The organism is Pseudomonas sp. Pseusp49 (genome assembly GCF_059491875.1).
The window spans coordinates 1,040,074-1,054,035 of record NZ_CP168514.1; the positions used below are offsets into that span (position 1 = coordinate 1,040,074).

Below are 13,962 nucleotides of genomic sequence, written 5' to 3' on the forward strand. Positions count from 1 at the left end.
TGCAGCCTTTTTGAGTGTTGATCCGTGAGTGATTTGAGTCATATCCGCAATTTCTCCATCATCGCCCACATTGACCATGGCAAGTCGACGCTGGCTGATCGCTTCATCCAGATGTGTGGCGGCCTGGCCGAGCGCGAAATGGAAGCCCAGGTCCTGGACTCCATGGACCTCGAGCGCGAGCGCGGGATCACCATCAAGGCGCACAGCGTTACTCTGTATTACAAAGCCAAAGACGGTATCAACTACCAGCTGAACTTCATTGACACCCCCGGCCACGTTGACTTCACCTACGAAGTCAGCCGTTCGCTGGCGGCCTGTGAAGGCGCGCTGCTGGTGGTCGACGCCGGTCAGGGCGTTGAAGCGCAATCGGTTGCCAACTGCTACACGGCGATCGAGCAGGGCCTGGAAGTGATGCCGGTGCTGAACAAGATCGACCTGCCACAGGCCGATCCGGAGCGCGTCAAGGAAGAAATCGAAAAAATCATCGGCATCGATGCCACCGACGCGGTCACTTGCTCTGCCAAGACCGGTCTGGGCGTCGATGAAGTGCTCGAGCGCCTGGTGACCACCATTCCGGCGCCGACCGGCAACATCGAAGATCCGCTGCAGGCGTTGATCATCGACTCCTGGTTCGACAACTACCTGGGCGTTGTCTCCCTGGTGCGCGTGCGCCACGGCCGCGTGAAGAAGGGCGACAAGATCCTGGTCAAGTCCACCGGCAAGATCCACCTGGTGGACAGCGTCGGTGTCTTCAACCCGAAACACACCCCGACCGTTGACCTGAAGGCCGGCGAAGTGGGCTTCATCATCGCCAGCATCAAGGACATTCACGGTGCGCCAGTGGGCGATACCCTGACCTTGAGCTCGACGCCGGACGTCGACGTACTGCCGGGCTTCAAACGCATTCAGCCGCAGGTGTACGCCGGCCTGTTCCCGGTCAGCTCCGACGACTTCGAAGACTTCCGCGAGGCGCTGCAAAAGCTCACCCTCAACGATTCGTCGCTGCAATACACGCCGGAAAGCTCCGACGCCCTGGGCTTCGGCTTCCGTTGCGGCTTCCTCGGCATGTTGCACATGGAAATCATCCAGGAGCGCCTGGAGCGCGAGTACAACCTGGACCTGATCACCACGGCGCCGACGGTAATCTTCGAGCTGCTGCTCAAGACCGGCGAGACGATCTACGTCGATAACCCGTCGAAGCTGCCGGACCTGTCTGCCATCGAAGACATGCGCGAGCCGATCGTGCGCGCCAATATTCTTGTGCCGCAAGAGCATCTGGGCAACGTCATTACCCTGTGCATCGAAAAACGCGGTGTACAGGTCGACATGCTGTTCCTCGGCTCTCAGGTACAAGTGACCTACGACTTGCCGATGAACGAAGTGGTGCTGGACTTCTTCGATCGTCTGAAATCCACCAGTCGCGGCTATGCTTCTCTGGACTACCATTTCGATCGTTACCAATCGGCCAGCCTGGTGAAACTGGACGTGCTGATCAACGGTGACAAGGTCGACGCCCTGGCGCTGATCGTGCACCGTGACAATTCGCACTACAAAGGTCGCCAGTTGACCGAGAAGATGAAGGATCTGATTCCGCGGCAGATGTTCGACGTGGCAATCCAGGCCGCCATTGGCGGGCAGATTGTGGCGCGGACAACCGTCAAGGCGCTCAGAAAGAACGTATTGGCCAAATGCTACGGTGGTGACGTCAGCCGTAAGAAAAAGCTGCTGGAAAAGCAAAAGGCCGGTAAGAAACGCATGAAGCAGGTCGGCAACGTGGAAATTCCACAGGAAGCCTTCCTTGCAGTGCTCAGGTTGGATAGTTAGGTCCTATGTCACTAAATTTCCCGCTGTTGCTGGTCATCGCCGTATTTGTCTGCGGCCTGTTGGCGTTGCTCGATCTGTTGATCCTGGCCCCGCGTCGGCGTGCCGCCATCGCTTCCTATCAGGGCAGCGTCAGCCAGCCTGACATGGTCGTGGTCGAGAAGCTGAACAAAGAGCCGCTGCTGGTCGAATACGGCAAGTCGTTCTTCCCGGTGTTGTTCATCGTGCTGGTGCTGCGTTCGTTCCTGGTGGAACCGTTCCAGATTCCTTCCGGTTCGATGAAGCCAACCCTGGATGTCGGCGACTTCATCCTGGTGAGCAAGTTTTCCTACGGGATCCGCTTGCCGGTGATCGACAAGAAAGTCATCGAAGTCGGTGATCCGCAGCGCGGCGATGTCATGGTATTCCGCTACCCGAGCGATCCGAACGTCAACTACATCAAGCGTGTGGTTGGCTTGCCGGGCGACACGGTTCGCTACACCGCGGACAAGCGTCTGTTCGTCAACGGTCAGTCGATTGCCGAGCAACTGGTGGGCTCCGAGCCGGGCACGCTGGGTAGCGCCGAGCTCTACAAGGAAAAACTCGGCGCCGCCGAGCACATGATCCGTAAGGAGATGAGTCGCTACCGCGCCATGCCGGACCATTCGTGGACCGTGCCGGCCGGGCACTACTTCATGATGGGCGACAACCGCGACAACTCGAACGACAGTCGCTACTGGGATGATCCGAACATTCCCAAGGATCTGCTGGGCATGGTTCCCGACAAGAATATCGTCGGCAAGGCCTTCGCGGTCTGGATGAGCTGGCCGGAACCCAAACTCAGTCACCTGCCGAATTTCTCGCGGGTTGGCCTGATCAAGTAATCAAACACGGCGCTGTTGAACACAGCGCCGAATGCATTTCTGGAACCTGAAGAAGGTGACGGAAAAAAGCATGAAGCCAATGATATTCAGGACGTTATTTTTGAACACAGCGTTAATTGTCCCAAGCCTGCGCCGCCTCACGACGATGGCAGTGCAATCGAACCACGAACTCAGCGTGGGTAAACCGTGAGCGTCTCCTTAAGCCGTCTAGAGCGTCAGCTCGGCTACACCTTCAAGGATCAGGAACTGATGGTCCTGGCCCTGACTCACCGCAGTTTTGCCGGGCGTAACAATGAGCGCCTGGAATTCCTCGGTGACGCCATCCTCAATTTCGTCGCCGGCGAGGCGTTGTTCGAGCGTTTCCCGCTGGCCCGCGAAGGCCAGTTGTCGCGTTTGCGCGCACGCCTGGTGAAAGGTGAGACCCTGGCTGTACTGGCCCGTGGTTTCGATCTGGGCGAGTACCTGCGCCTGGGCTCGGGCGAGCTGAAAAGCGGCGGTTTCCGTCGCGAGTCGATTCTGGCCGATGCCCTCGAAGCGCTGATCGGAGCGATCTACCTCGATGCCGGCATGGAAGTGGCCCGCGAGCGTGTGCTCGCCTGGCTGGCCGGTGAGTTCGAAGGCCTGACGCTGGTCGACACCAACAAAGATCCGAAGACCCGCCTGCAAGAGTTCCTGCAGTCCCGTGGTTGTGAGCTGCCGCGTTACGAAGTGGTGGATATCCAGGGTGAGCCGCATTGCCGGACGTTCTTCGTCGAATGCGAAATCATCTTACTGAATGAAAAAAGCCGAGGTCAGGGTGTGAGCCGTCGTATTGCCGAACAGGTAGCGGCCGCCGCAGCACTGATTGCCCTGGGTGTGGAGAATGGCAATGACTGATACAAACGCAACGCGCTGTGGCTATGTTGCCATCGTCGGCCGTCCGAACGTGGGCAAGTCCACGCTGCTGAACCACATCCTGGGTCAGAAGCTGGCGATCACCTCGCGCAAGCCGCAAACCACCCGCCACAACATGCTCGGTATCAAGACCGAGGGTGACGTGCAGGCGATCTACGTCGACACCCCCGGTATGCACAAGGGTGGCGAGAAGGCCCTGAACCGCTACATGAACAAGACCGCTTCGGCGGCGTTGAAAGACGTCGACGTGGTGATCTTCGTGGTCGACCGCACCAAGTGGACCGAAGAGGACCAGATGGTACTCGAGCGCGTCCAGTACGTGACCGGCCCGCTGATCGTGGCGCTGAACAAGACCGATCGCATCGAAGACAAGGCCGAGCTGATGCCGCACCTGAGCTGGTTGCAGGAGCAGCTGCCGAATGCGCAGATCATCCCGATTTCCGCACAGCACGGGCACAACCTCGATGCACTGGAGCGGGTGATTGCCGAGCACTTGCCGGAAAACGATCACTTCTTCCCGGAAGACCAGATCACCGACCGCAGCAGCCGCTTCCTCGCCGCGGAGCTTGTGCGCGAGAAAATCATGCGCCAGATGGGCGCCGAGCTGCCGTACCAGATCACCGTCGAGATCGAAGAGTTCAAGCAGCAGGGCAAGACCCTGCACATCCATGCCTTGATCCTCGTCGAGCGCGATGGCCAGAAGAAAATCATCATTGGCGACAAGGGCGAGCGCATCAAGCGTATCGGCACCGAAGCGCGCAAGGACATGGAGCTGCTGTTCGACTCCAAGATCATGCTCAACCTGTGGGTCAAGGTTAAGGGCGGCTGGTCCGATGACGAGCGTGCGCTGCGTTCGCTGGGTTATGGCGACCTGTAACTGGATTCAAAGATCAAAAGATCGCAGCCTGCGGCAGCTCCTATACGGGTTTTGTGCATACCTGTAGGAGCTGCCGCAGGCTGCGATCTTTTTGCTATCCCTGACAGGTAAACCCATCACCATGTCGACCGCTCCCATCGCCCAACCCGCTTACGTCCTGCATTCGCGCGCCTACCGTGAAAACAGTGCGCTGGTGGATTTCCTGACGCCGCAAGGCCGGCTGCGGGCGGTGTTGCGCAGTGCGCGGGGCAAGGCCGGGACGCTGGCGCGGCCGTTCGTGCCATTGGAAGTCGAGTTCCGGGGCAAGGGTGAGCTGAAGAACGTCGGGCGCATGGAAAGTGCCGGTGTTTCCACCTGGCTCAATGGCGAGGCGCTGTTCAGCGGTCTTTACCTCAATGAACTGCTGATTCGCCTGTTGCCCGCTGAAGATCCGCTCCCCTCGGTGTTCGATCATTACGCCGCCACCTTGCTGGCCCTGGCCGAAGGTCGACCCCTGGAGCCCTTGCTGCGCTCCTTCGAATGGCGCTTGCTCGATGACCTTGGCTACGGGTTTTCCCTGACGACGGATATTCACGATCAGCCCATCGCACCGGACGGCCTCTACCGTTTGCAAGTGGATGCCGGGCTGGAGCGGGTCTACCTGCTGCAACCGGGTCTGTTCAACGGCGCCGAACTGCTGGCCATGGCTGAGGCCGACTGGTCTGCCCCTGGCGCTTTGTCTGCCGCCAAGCGCTTGATGCGCCAGGCGTTGGCCGTACACCTGGGCGGCCGTCCACTTGTCAGTCGCGAGCTGTTTCGCAAGCCCTGATCACACCGTATGCTGTGCACCGAACTTTCTCTTCTTCTGGAGCGCTTTCCGTGACCACCAGCACCCGTATTCTTCTTGGCGTGAACATCGACCACGTTGCCACCCTGCGTCAGGCCCGGGGCACCCGTTATCCGGACCCGGTCAAGGCAGCGCTGGACGCGGAAGAGGCGGGCGCTGACGGCATCACCGTGCACCTGCGCGAAGACCGCCGGCACATTCAGGAGCGCGACGTTCTGGTGCTCAAGGACGTGCTGCAAACCCGCATGAACTTCGAAATGGGCGTCACCGAAGAAATGATGCAGTTCGCTGAACGCATCCGCCCGGCGCACATTTGCCTGGTGCCGGAAACCCGTCAGGAGCTGACCACCGAAGGCGGACTGGATGTGGCGGGGCAGGAAGCGCGGATCAAGGCGGCGGTTGAACGCTTGTCGAAGATCGGCTCCGAAGTGTCGTTGTTCATCGACGCCGACGAGCGCCAGATCGAAGCCTCGCGCCGTGTTGGCGCCCCGGCCATCGAACTGCACACCGGGCGTTATGCCGATGCCGAGACACCGACCGAAGTCGCCGAAGAACTCAAGCGTGTCGCCGATGGCGTGGCCTTTGGCCTGGCCCAGGGCCTGATCGTCAATGCCGGGCATGGCCTGCATTATCACAACGTTGAAGCCGTGGCGGCGATCAAGGGCATCAACGAGCTGAACATCGGGCATGCGCTGGTGGCCCATGCGTTGTTCGTTGGCTTCAAGTCGGCGGTGTCGGAGATGAAGGCGCTGATTCTGGCGGCTGCCTTGAAGGGTTAAGATCAAAAGATCGCAGCCTGCGGCAGCTCCTACAGGGTTTTGTGTACACCTGTAGGAGCTGCCGAAGGCTGCGATCTGTTGCTTTAAAGCGGCGCTGGCTCTTGAGCCGGCTTGGTCTTGTCGATCCCCGGCACAAGCAGTTTGCCCTCGGCGACCTGGTCGCCTTCAAGCTGCGGCTGGGTTACCCAGGTCAGGATGTCGTAGTAGCGACGGATGTTCGCCACGAAATGCACCGGTTCGCCGCCGCGGGCGTAGCCGTAGCGGGTCTTGCTGTACCACTTCTTCTCGGACAGGCGCGGCAGGATCTTCTTCACGTCCAGCCATTTGTCCGGGTTCAATCCTTCCTTGGCCGCCAGTTTGCGCGCGTCGTCCAGATGGCCGCTACCGACGTTGTAGGCCGCCAGGGCAAACCAGGTGCGGTCCGGTTCCTGGATCGAGTCGTCGAGCTGGTCCTTCATGTAGGCCAGGTACTTGGCGCCGCCCATGATGCTTTGTTTCGGGTCGAGGCGGTTGGACACGCCCATGGCCTGCGCGGTGTTCTGGGTCAGCATCATCAGGCCGCGCACACCGGTCTTGGACGTGACGGCCGGTTGCCACAGGGATTCCTGATAGCCGATGGCCGCCAGCAGGCGCCAGTCGACTTTCTCCTTCTTGGCGTACGACTTGAAGTGCTGTTCGTATTTGGGTAAACGCTGCTGCAAGTGTTGGGCAAAGGTGGTGGCACCCATGTAGCCGAGCACGTCGACGTGCCCGTAGTAACGATCCTTGAGGCGTTGCAGGGTGCCGTTTTTCTTGACCTTGTCGAGGTAGTCGTTGATTTCGTTGAGCAGGCTGTTGTCGTCGCCCAGCCCTACGGCCCAGCTCTGGTTGCTGGCGTCACCGAGGTCGAAGGCGACCCGGATGTTGGTGAAGTACACCTGGTTCATCGCGACTTCGTTGGAGTCGACCAGCGTCAGGTCGATTTGACCTTCGTCGACCATGCGCAGGAGATCGACGACCTCGACTGCGTCAGACTCTTCGTACTCGATGCCGGGGAATTTCTGTTTCAGCTGCGCCAGCTGTTCGGCGTGGGTGCTGCCCTTGAGCACCATGATCTTCTTGCCCACCAGATCCTTGGCGTCGGTCGGCCGTGACTGGCCGTTGCGGTAGATGACCTGCGGGGTGACTTCCAGATAGGAGTGCGAGAAGCGCACCTGCTTCTTGCGTTCTTCGCTGCTGACCAGGCCGGCCGCCGCCAGCACCGGGCCGTTGGGCTTGCCGACCTGATTGAACAGGTCATCGAGGTTGTCGGCGGTCTCGATTTTGAGCTCGACCCCCAGATCGTCGGCGAAGCGCTTCACCAGCTCGTATTCGAAGCCGGTTTCACCGTTGCGATCCTGAAAGTAGGTGGCGGGGCTGTTTCGGGTAACCACCCGCAGCACACCATCCTCCTTTACGCGCTCGAGCGTGTTGGGTTTATCAACACAGGCGCCGAGCATCAGGAAGAGTCCGGTTGCGATCAGCCATTTGGCGTACCGCGGACGCAAAGCCATTGGGAAAAACATCTGCGCAGTATACGCAAAGGACCACGGGCGCCATATCTCGACAGCGAGTGGCTTGTCTGCTAGAGATCACAAATTCGGCCGAAACCCCGCAGGAACGGGCCTTGTCTGGGTTTTGTTACAGTAAAAATAAGCTGTCGTCACACGCCCGGTTAACCTGACTTTCGGGGCAGAAACACAGATCGACACCCGAGTGCAACCGTGCGTAGCGTTTCGGGTGATGTCGCGGGCTGTTTAGGCTAGAATGCACGGCCTCAAAGCACACCCCTTCCCGAGGCTGTCCCGAAGATGTTGATCCTGCGCGGCGCTCCTGCCCTTTCCGCCTTTCGCCACAGCAAGCTCCTTGAGCAACTGAGCCAGAAGGTTCCGGCTGTCAGCGGCCTGTATGCTGAATTCGCTCACTTCGCCGAAGTTACCGGCGTCCTGACCGGCGACGAACAGCAGGTGCTCGCGCGCCTTCTGAAGTACGGTCCAAGCGTTCCGGTACAAGAACCGACCGGTCGTCTGTTTCTGGTGCTGCCGCGTTTCGGCACCATTTCGCCATGGTCGAGCAAGGCCAGCGACATCGCCCGCAACTGCGGCCTGGCGAAAATCCAGCGTCTGGAGCGCGGCATCGCGTTCTACGTGGCCGGCCAGTTCAGCGATGCTGAAGCCCGGTTGATCGCTGACGGTCTGCACGACCGCATGACCCAGATCGTGCTGGGCAACCTCGAACAGGCCGCCGGCCTGTTCAGCCACGCCGAACCGAAACCCCTGACCGCCATCGACGTGCTGGGTGGCGGCCGCGCCGCGCTGGAAAAAGCCAACACCGAGCTGGGCCTGGCCCTGGCCGAAGACGAGATCGACTACCTGGTCAACGCCTTCGTGGGCCTTTCGCGCAACCCGCATGACATCGAACTGATGATGTTCGCCCAGGCGAACTCCGAGCACTGCCGTCACAAGATCTTCAACGCCAGTTGGGATATTGATGGCGAGAGCCAGGAAAAAAGCCTGTTCGGCATGATCAAGAACACCTACCAGATGCACAGCGAAGGTGTCCTGTCGGCTTATAAGGACAACGCTTCGGTGATCGTTGGCTCCGTGGCCGGTCGTTTCTTCCCGGACCCTGAAACCCGTCAGTACGGCGCGGTGCAGGAACCGGTGCACATCCTGATGAAGGTCGAGACCCACAACCACCCGACCGCGATTGCCCCGTTCCCGGGCGCGTCCACCGGTTCCGGTGGCGAGATCCGTGACGAAGGCGCGACTGGCCGTGGCGCCAAGCCAAAGGCCGGCCTGACCGGTTTCACCGTGTCCAACCTGCAGATCCCGGGCTTCGAACAGCCGTGGGAAGTGCCGTACGGCAAGCCTGAGCGCATCGTGACCGCGCTGGACATCATGATCGAAGGCCCATTGGGCGGCGCCGCGTTCAACAACGAATTCGGGCGTCCGGCCCTGACCGGCTACTTCCGTACCTTCGAACAGTCGATCACCACCCCGCACGGTGACGAAGTTCGCGGCTACCACAAGCCGATCATGCTGGCAGGCGGCATGGGCAACATCCGTGAAGAACACGTCAAGAAAGGCGAGATCGTCGTTGGCTCCAAGCTGATCGTGCTCGGCGGCCCGGCGATGCTGATCGGCCTGGGCGGCGGCGCGGCTTCCTCCATGGCCACCGGCACCAGCTCGGCGGACCTGGACTTCGCTTCGGTTCAGCGCGAAAACCCGGAAATGGAACGTCGCTGCCAGGAAGTCATCGACCGTTGCTGGCAACTGGGTGACAGGAACCCGATCAGCTTCATCCACGACGTGGGTGCGGGCGGTCTGTCCAACGCCTTCCCGGAACTGGTCAACGACGGCGACCGCGGTGGCCGTTTCGAACTGCGCAACATTCCAAACGACGAGCCGGGCATGGCCCCGCACGAAATCTGGTCCAACGAATCCCAGGAACGCTACGTTCTGGCGGTCGGCCCGGCTGACTTCGAGCGTTTCAAAGCGATCTGCGAACGTGAGCGTTGCCCGTTTGCCGTGGTCGGCGAAGCCACTGCCGAGCCGCAGCTTACTGTCACGGACAGCCACTTCGGCAACAGCCCGGTGGACATGCCACTGGAAGTGTTGCTGGGCAAGGCGCCGCGCATGCACCGTTCGGTGGTGCGTGAAGCCGAGCTGGGCGACGATTTCGATCCGTCGACCCTGAACATTGCCGACTGCGTCGAGCGCGTCCTGCATCACCCGGCCGTGGCCAGCAAGAGCTTCCTGATCACCATCGGCGACCGCACCATCACCGGCCTCGTGGCCCGTGACCAGATGGTCGGCCCGTGGCAGGTTCCGGTGGCCGACGTTGCCGTCACCGCCACCAGCTTCGACGTCTACACCGGTGAAGCCATGGCCATGGGCGAGCGGACTCCGCTGGCGCTGCTGGACGCTCCGGCGTCGGGCCGCATGGCCATCGGCGAAACCCTGACCAACATCGCGGCCTCGCGCATCGGCAAGATCTCCGACATCAAGCTGTCGGCGAACTGGATGTCCGCTGCCGGTCACCCGGGCGAAGACGCGCGCCTGTACGACACCGTGAAAGCGGTCGGCATGGAGCTGTGCCCTGAGCTGGGCATCACCATTCCGGTGGGCAAGGACTCGATGTCCATGGCCACGCGCTGGAACGATGAAGGCGTGGACAAGTCCGTCACGTCGCCGATGTCCCTGATCGTGACCGGTTTCGCGCCAGTGACTGACATCCGTCAGACCCTGACCCCGCAACTGCGCATGGACAAGGGCACCACCGACCTGATCCTGATCGACCTGGGCCGCGGCCAGAACCGCATGGGCGCCTCGATCCTCGCGCAGGTCCACGGCAAGCTCGGCAAGCAGGCGCCGGACGTCGACGACGCCGAAGACCTGAAGGCCTTCTTCGCCGTGATCCAGGGCCTCAACGCCGACGGTCACCTGCTGGCTTACCACGACCGCTCCGACGGTGGTCTGCTGACCTCCGTCGTCGAGATGGCGTTCGCCGGTCACTGCGGCCTGAGCCTGAACCTCGACGGTCTGGCAGAAACCTCCGCCGACATCGCCGCCATCCTGTTCAACGAAGAACTGGGTGCCGTGATCCAGGTTCGCCAGGACGCCACCCCGGACATCCTCGCGCAGTTCAGCGCTGCCGGCCTGGGCGATTGCGTGTCGGTGATCGGTCAGCCGATGAACAACGGCGAGATCAGCATCACCTTCAACGGTGACACCGTGTTCGAAGGCCAGCGTCGTCTGCTGCAGCGTCAATGGGCCGAGACCAGCTACCAGATCCAGCGCCTGCGTGACAACGCCGACTGCGCCGAGCAAGAGTTCGACGTGCTGCTGGAAGAAGACAACCCTGGCCTGAGCGTCAAGCTGAGCTACGACATCAACCAGGACATCGCCGCGCCTTACATCAAGAAAGGCATCCGCCCACAGGTTGCCGTGCTGCGTGAGCAGGGCGTCAACGGTCAGGTGGAAATGGCGGCGGCGTTCGACCGCGCCGGTTTCAACGCGATCGACGTGCACATGAGCGACATCCTGGCCGGCCGTGTCGACCTGAACGAGTTCAAGGGCATGGTCGCTTGCGGCGGCTTCTCCTACGGCGACGTATTGGGTGCCGGTGAAGGCTGGGCGAAATCCGCGCTGTTCAACAGCCGTGCCCGCGATGCGTTCCAGGGCTTCTTCGAGCGCAACGACAGCTTCACCCTCGGTGTGTGCAACGGTTGCCAGATGATGTCCAACCTGCACGAGCTGATCCCGGGCAGCGAGTTCTGGCCGCACTTCGTGCGCAACCGTTCCGAACAGTTCGAAGCCCGTGTTGCCATGGTGCAGATCCAGGAGTCGAACTCGATCTTCCTGCAGGGCATGGCCGGTTCGCGCATGCCGATCGCCATCGCCCACGGCGAAGGTCATGCCGAGTTCGCCAGCGAAGAAGCGTTGCTGGAAGCCGATCTGTCCGGTTGCGTGGCGATGCGTTTCGTCGACAACCACGGCAAGGTCACCGAAAGCTACCCGGCCAACCCGAACGGCTCGCCGCGCGGGATCACCGGTTTGACCAGCCGCGACGGCCGCGTGACCATCATGATGCCGCACCCGGAGCGTGTGTTCCGCGCCGTGCAGAACTCGTGGCGCTCGGATGACTGGAACGAAGATGCACCGTTGATGCGCATGTTCCGTAACGCTCGCGTGTGGGTGAACTAAGCGTCGTGTACAAGCTCAGCTTCTTTGTTCCGACCAGTCATGTGGAACAGGTCAAAAGTGCCGTATTCGCTGCCGGTGGCGGACGGATCGGTGCTTACGATCACTGTGCATGGCAAGTGTTGGGTCTGGGCCAGTTTCGTCCACTGGACGGCAGTCAGCCGTTCATTGGCGAGGCAGGGCAGGTCGAACAGGTCGAGGAATGGAAAGTCGAGCTTGTAGTGGCTGATGAGTTGATTCACGCGGTGGTGGCGGCTTTGAAACAGAGCCATCCCTACGAGACACCGGCTTATGAAGTGTGGCGCCTGGAGGATTTCTGATCCCCCACTGCCGAAATGAAAAAACACTGTAGGAGCTGCCGAAGGCTGCGATCTTTTGATTTTGATCTTAAAAACAGAATCAAAAGATCGCAGCCTTCGGCAGCTCCTACAATGTGTACGTCGTCGATCAAACCTTGGCACTGACCTCATTGCGATTGACCAGCGCTTCCAGCGCATCACTCAAACTCGGCGCCTTGTCGCCGATCAACAGGTGCCAGATCCCGCCTTCCAGCTGACTCACTCCCTGGCAACCCAGCGCTTTCAAATCACACTCCGACAACGCCTTGCCATTGGCCAGTTGCAGGCGCAGGCGCGTCATGGCGATGCAGTCGAGTTGCAGCACATTGTCGCCACCCCCCAGCGCATTGAGCCATAGCTGCGCCTCGGGTGTTGCCACGGCGACAGGTGGAGGCGCGTCGATTTCTGCTGCTGGCGACGACACAATGGCACGCCCCAGCGCCGGCATCGCCAGGCGAATTTCGTCGGCAATCGCATCGGCCATCGGCCCGACCACTACCTGCAGACTCCCGCCCTTGCCCGGACGCACCACGGCCATGGCGCCGAGCGCCTTCAGATCGGCATCCGAGGCCTTGTTGCGATCCACCATGTCCAGGCGCAACCGCGTGGTGCAGGCGCCGACGGTGATCAGGTTCTCCGCGCCGCCCAAGGCCTTGATGTAAGCCCCGGCGCGCTCATTGTCGGCCACCGCTGCCTGCGGGGCGGCAGCGCTGGTTTCGCGTCCCGGTGTCTTCAGGTCGAAACGACGGATGCAGTAATCGAACACCACGTAATAGATCACGGCATACGCCAGGCCCACCGGGAACACCAGCCAGCCGTTGGTGGACTTGCCCCAGCCCAGCACCATGTCGATGAAGCCACCGGAGAACGTGAAGCCCAGGTGAATATTCAGCGCATTGGTGATGGCCATCGACAGGCCGGTCAGCAGCGCATGCAGCAGAAACAGCAGCGGCGCGAGGAACATGAAGGCGAATTCGATCGGCTCGGTCACGCCGGTCAGGAACGCGGTCAGGGCCATCGACAGGAAAATCCCGCCCATCACCTTGCGCCGTTCCGGCAGGGCGTTGCGGTACATCGCCAGGCACGCGGCGGGCAGGCCGAAGATCATCATCGGGAACATACCGGTCATGAACTGGCCGCCTTTCGGGTCGCCGGCGAAGTAGCGCGACAGGTCGCCGGTGACCAGCGCACCGGTGGTGGGGTCAGTGAAGTTGCCGAACACGAACCACGCCATGTTGTTGAGGATATGGTGCAGGCCAGTGACGATCAGCAGGCGGTTGAACACGCCGAAGACGAACGCACCAAGGCTGCCGCTCTCCATCATCAGTGTGCCGAAGCTGTTGATGCCGTGCTGGATCGGCGGCCAGATATAGCCGAACACCACGCCCAGGCCCACGGCGGCGAACCCGGTGACAATCGGCACGAACCGTCGCCCACCGAAGAACGCCAGGTATTCCGGCAGCTTGATGTCCTTGAAGCGGTTGTACAGCGCGCCGGCCATCAGGCCGCTGACGATCCCGGCGAGCATGCCCATGTTGATGCTCGGGTCGAGCACCTTGAGGGTGGCGATCATCACCAGGTAGCCGATCACCCCGGCAAGCCCCGCCGTACCGTTGTTGTCCTTGGCGAAACCGACCGCGATGCCGATGGCGAAGATCATCGCCAGGTTGGCAAAGATCACTTGGCCGGCGTCGTGGATGATCGCGATGTTCAGCAGGTCGGTATCGCCCAGGCGCAGCAGCAGGCCGGCAATCGGCAGGATCGCGATCGGCAGCATCAGTGCGCGGCCGAGGCGTTGCAGGCCTTCAATGAAAAGTTGGTACATGGCGGATCTCCCTGGA

10 protein-coding genes are annotated in these 13,962 nt (G+C 61.2%); 8 read left to right on the forward strand and 2 right to left on the reverse strand.

Annotation, left to right across the window (positions count from 1 at the left end):
* Nucleotides 1–24: 24 nt before the first annotated feature.
* The 6 genes from lepA (at nucleotide 25) to pdxJ (ending at nucleotide 6,060) form a co-directional block, all read left to right on the forward strand.
* A complete protein-coding gene (lepA, locus tag ACEN83_RS04530; protein WP_007973962.1) occupies nucleotides 25–1,824 on the forward strand; it encodes a translation elongation factor 4 in 1,800 nt (599 codons plus the stop codon).
* A 5-nt stretch (nucleotides 1,825–1,829) separates the two neighbouring features.
* Entirely contained in the window at nucleotides 1,830–2,684 is an 855-nt protein-coding gene (lepB, locus tag ACEN83_RS04535; RefSeq protein ID WP_008053222.1) for a signal peptidase I, read from the forward strand.
* 186 nt (nucleotides 2,685–2,870) lie between these two features.
* Entirely contained in the window at nucleotides 2,871–3,560 is a 690-nt protein-coding gene (gene rnc / locus ACEN83_RS04540) for a ribonuclease III (RefSeq protein ID WP_007973960.1), read from the forward strand.
* Nucleotides 3,553–4,455 carry a GTPase Era gene (gene era / locus ACEN83_RS04545; RefSeq protein ID WP_007973959.1) on the forward strand — a complete coding sequence of 301 codons (903 nt, stop codon included), beginning with the start codon at nucleotides 3,553–3,555 and terminating at the stop codon, nucleotides 4,453–4,455. Before rnc ends, era begins: the two co-directional genes overlap by 8 nt.
* Nucleotides 4,456–4,576: 121 nt before the next feature.
* On the forward strand, nucleotides 4,577–5,263 hold the full coding sequence (gene recO, locus ACEN83_RS04550) for a DNA repair protein RecO (protein WP_116581910.1): 687 nt from the start codon (nucleotides 4,577–4,579) through the stop codon (nucleotides 5,261–5,263).
* Nucleotides 5,264–5,313: 50 nt separating this feature from the next.
* Entirely contained in the window at nucleotides 5,314–6,060 is a 747-nt protein-coding gene (gene pdxJ / locus ACEN83_RS04555) for a pyridoxine 5'-phosphate synthase (RefSeq protein WP_407800598.1), read from the forward strand.
* 83 nt (nucleotides 6,061–6,143) lie between these two features.
* Here the strand turns inward: pdxJ and mltF are convergent, their stop codons facing one another.
* A complete protein-coding gene (gene mltF / locus ACEN83_RS04560) occupies nucleotides 6,144–7,604 on the reverse strand; it encodes a membrane-bound lytic murein transglycosylase MltF (RefSeq protein WP_104450772.1) in 1,461 nt (486 codons plus the stop codon).
* Between the two features lie 285 nt (nucleotides 7,605–7,889).
* On the opposite strand from mltF, the gene purL reads away from it, so the two are divergent.
* Nucleotides 7,890–11,786: a phosphoribosylformylglycinamidine synthase gene (gene purL, locus ACEN83_RS04565; protein WP_495579607.1), complete on the forward strand. Its 3,897-nt coding sequence runs from the start codon at nucleotides 7,890–7,892 to the stop codon at nucleotides 11,784–11,786.
* 5 nt (nucleotides 11,787–11,791) lie between these two features.
* On the forward strand, nucleotides 11,792–12,103 hold the full coding sequence (locus tag ACEN83_RS04570; RefSeq protein WP_495579608.1) for an NGG1p interacting factor NIF3: 312 nt from the start codon (nucleotides 11,792–11,794) through the stop codon (nucleotides 12,101–12,103).
* 127 nt (nucleotides 12,104–12,230) lie between these two features.
* Here ACEN83_RS04570 and nagE read toward each other — a convergent pair whose 3' ends face one another.
* On the reverse strand, nucleotides 12,231–13,946 hold the full coding sequence (nagE, locus tag ACEN83_RS04575; RefSeq protein WP_495579609.1) for an N-acetylglucosamine-specific PTS transporter subunit IIBC: 1,716 nt from the start codon (nucleotides 13,944–13,946) through the stop codon (nucleotides 12,231–12,233).
* Nucleotides 13,947–13,962: the final 16 nt, after the last annotated feature.